Annotated in this window: 2 protein-coding genes and 1 pseudogene; all 3 read left to right on the top strand. The window is 55.6% G+C overall.

The window, feature by feature from the left end:
* Window positions 1-1,222, top strand: a pseudogene (locus tag AC1DN0_RS40740) (hypothetical protein); the annotation flags it as partial.
* The gene (locus AC1DN0_RS40735; RefSeq protein ID WP_441635213.1) at window positions 1,219-1,530 is read left to right on the top strand and encodes a hypothetical protein; all 312 of its coding nucleotides are present in this window, start codon (window positions 1,219-1,221) and stop codon (window positions 1,528-1,530) included. The pseudogene AC1DN0_RS40740 and the gene AC1DN0_RS40735, both read left to right, overlap by 4 nt.
* Window positions 1,531-2,111: 581 nt before the next feature.
* Window positions 2,112-3,285 (top strand): hemagglutinin repeat-containing protein (locus AC1DN0_RS40730; RefSeq protein ID WP_477146588.1); only part of this gene is annotated, 1,174 nt, incomplete at its 3' end.

The following is a 3,285-nucleotide window of genomic DNA, read 5'->3' as shown; positions in this document are numbered from 1 at the left end:
GCACGCCGCAGGCGGCGCGCTTGTTGCGGGCCTGGGTGGCGACAACGCGGTGGCCGGCGCAGTCGGTGCGGGTGCGTCGTCGCTGGCTGCGCCCAAGCTTCAAGAGCTTGGCAATGCTGTGTCAGAGAGCACGGATACTGGCAATGCGGGGCTGAATGAAGCGCTCGGGAATGTGGCGGCGAACATTGCAGCGGGTGGCATTGGTGCCGTTGTGGGTGGTGGGTCGGGTGCGGCGGCGGCCGCGAATGTGGATCGGTTCAATCGGCAGTTGCATCCAGATGAGCAGAAGTGGATCAAAGACAATGCCAAGGCTTTCGCACAGCGGCTCAATGGCGGGCAAGCTCCGTCCGATGCTCAGGTTGCCGACGCCGAGGAGCGCCTTGCACAACAGAGCTTTCGTCAAGTGCAGAATGGCGTTGGCGGTGCATGGGATCAAGCGGCGAGTAGCTTTCTGAGTCAGGGTCACGGAATGACCCCATCGGATGGCACGAGTGGGCCGGGCTACATGTTCTTCGCAACAGACGCGCAAAAAGCCGATGCAGGCATTTACTCGAAATACCTGCCGCAAGATCGAATCAACAACTTCTATGCAGACAACGGCCTGACTCAGCCGACTGCAGGTCAAGTTGCGTCGGCAGTAGCTAGAGAACAGTCCCTCGACAATAAGATCGGCGCCGCCGTCATTGCAGCATCTGTTGGCGCACTCGCCGCAATTGGTACCCCGGCCGTAGCCGCAGGCAGCACCGCAACGCTTGTAGCGATTGGGGCGGTCGGCGGCGGGGGCTTTGATGCCGCAGGACAGTTCGCGCAGGACGGCAAAGTCAACCCGACTCAGTCGGCCTTTGCGTCGGCAACCGGTGCACTGACTGCGCCAATTGGTGCCGCAACTGGCTTTACTGGCAATATGTTTCTCGGTGGCGCAACCAATATTTTGAATACAACCTTCAATAATACGTACTATGGAAAGAATGATAGCCCCCTACTGGCGGGTGCCGTAGGGTCGATCTTTGGAGGATTAGGCTGGCTCGCTGGAACCGCCACAACAACTATTTTTGGACAGAACGCACCCAAGCTAATTTACCCTGGTGGCTCGGTCAATCCAGCGGTTCCCGCTATTCTTCAGGGATTTCCCAATCCGCTACCTGGCTACGCTGGTGCGACAGCAGGTTCGACGATACAAGGAGGCGGATCCTTCGTGCCCGGCAAGGAAATGAAAAAATGAGCAGAAAGCTAGATGCATTATTGCGAGAGCGCACATGGCGCGGCGTTATCAGTAGAACTGTTTGCACAATTCTCCTTGTCGTACTTGTTGCATGGCTTCCGGAAATTGTAATCTGGGGAGAAGCAACTATATTTAAACGTCATATTATTATAGACCAAAATAAATATTCAATTTTTCGGATTACTTCCGGACTATTTGTAATAATCATCTTCACTCGAGAGGCGATTACCATCCGGTCTATATTAAAAAATAGAAACAATGAAAACGGGCCATCCTTACCAACACCAAGAAAAATGAATGGAAAATGAGAACACGACATTTCATCAAAATCTCAAGTGGATTACTTTCCCCTTGGCTAATGCAAATTCCACTTATAACGCTTTGGCTTCTTAAATTTAATGTTTCATCAAGATATTTTTTTGCGATGACCATATTTTGCTCGATATGGTCTATTGGAATATCGATATGGCATGCAATACTATTTCGAAAGCGCTCACAGTCAAATCGAATTCACCACGATAATTGGAGCCGAGGCCGGCGTATTAATCAACACTTATTTCATCAACACCAGAATTAATATAGAAAAATCAAATATAGATTAAATTTAATGATCAGATTATTTTTGTTCTTTATTTTAGTAATATCGATTTCACTCATAGGCGTTGCATCAATCAAGATTTTCATTGTTCTCTTGACGCAATTTTGGTACGCCGCAGAATATCCATGGAGTATGGATGATCTCCGATTTATTATCACTCGAGGATTACTTATGAGCGCTATTTTCTGCACCCTCGGATTAATATGGCACATAAAAGGAAAAAGATAGCGCGACATAAAATAGGATCGACAGAAAAAACCATAATTGATCTTCGTAAATTCGCGAGTCGGCATGAGAAAGTCCATAGTTGGTGTCTCGTACGGCCTTGGCCAGGGCAATGCCGGCTTCGGCGTATCGGCCTCCGCTTCCAAAGCAAAGGGCAACTCGGACAGCCAGGGCATCTCGCAAGCCAACAGCCATGTGAACGGCCGCGAGTCGGTCACCTTCGTGTCGGGCAACGACACCAATGTCCTCGGCGGCATGGTCGCTGGCGGCAAGGTGACCGGGAGTGCCGGCGGCAACCTCAATATCGCCAGCCGCCAGGAAACCGAGGAGATGCGTGCCAGGCAGCAGAGCATGGGGGGTGGTATCAGCATCAGCCAGGCCGGCGCTACCGGCAGCCTCTCCGCGAGCCTGGGCAAGGCCAATGGCAGCTACGCCAACGTCAGCGAGCAGTCCGGCATCCAGGCCGGCAAGGACGGTTTCGATATCACCGTCAAGGGCAATACCGACCTGCATGGCGCGGTCATCGCCAGCGAGGCAGGCAAGGACAAGAACAGCCTGACCACCGGCACGCTCACCTGGAGCGACATCGCCAACCACTCGGACTACAGCGCGACTTCCGCKGGCCTCWCGGCAGGCGGGGCACTTGGCGCACCCWCCGGTCAGAGCAACAGCGGCCAGACCTCCGGCAAGAACACCGGCGGCATCAACCCGATGATCCCGCAGCACGAGAGCGGCAGCCAGGACGGCGCGGCACGCAGCGCAGTGGCCGGAGGCRCCATCACCATCAAGGACCAGGCCAACCAGAAGCAGGACCTGGCCGACCTGCGGCGGGACACCGCCGGCACCAACAGCACGGTCGGCAAGAACCCCAACCTGGACCAGGTGCTGAACAAGCAGTCCGACATGATGGCCGCCGCCCAGGCCGCCGGCGAGGCGGTCGCCAAGACGGTGGGCGACGTGGCCGGCGCCAAGGAAAAGGAGGCGCGCGCGAATGCCAGGGCCGCCCATGACGCCGGGGATAGCGAGATGGAACACAAGTACCTTGCCGACGCGAAGCAATGGGAGGAAGGCGGCGACTACCGTGCGGCGCTGCACGCCGCAGGCGGCGCGCTTGTTGCGGGCCTGGGTGGCGACAACGCGGTGGCCGGCGCAGTCGGTGCGGGTGCGTCGTCGCTGGCTGCGCCCAAGCTTCAAGAGCTTGGCAATGCTGTGTCAGAGAGCACGGATACTACTGGCAATG

The organism is Cupriavidus sp. 05N39, from assembly GCF_056397325.1.
Note: the sequence above shows the minus strand (reverse complement) of the source record. Positions and strands in the feature narration are given on the sequence as shown.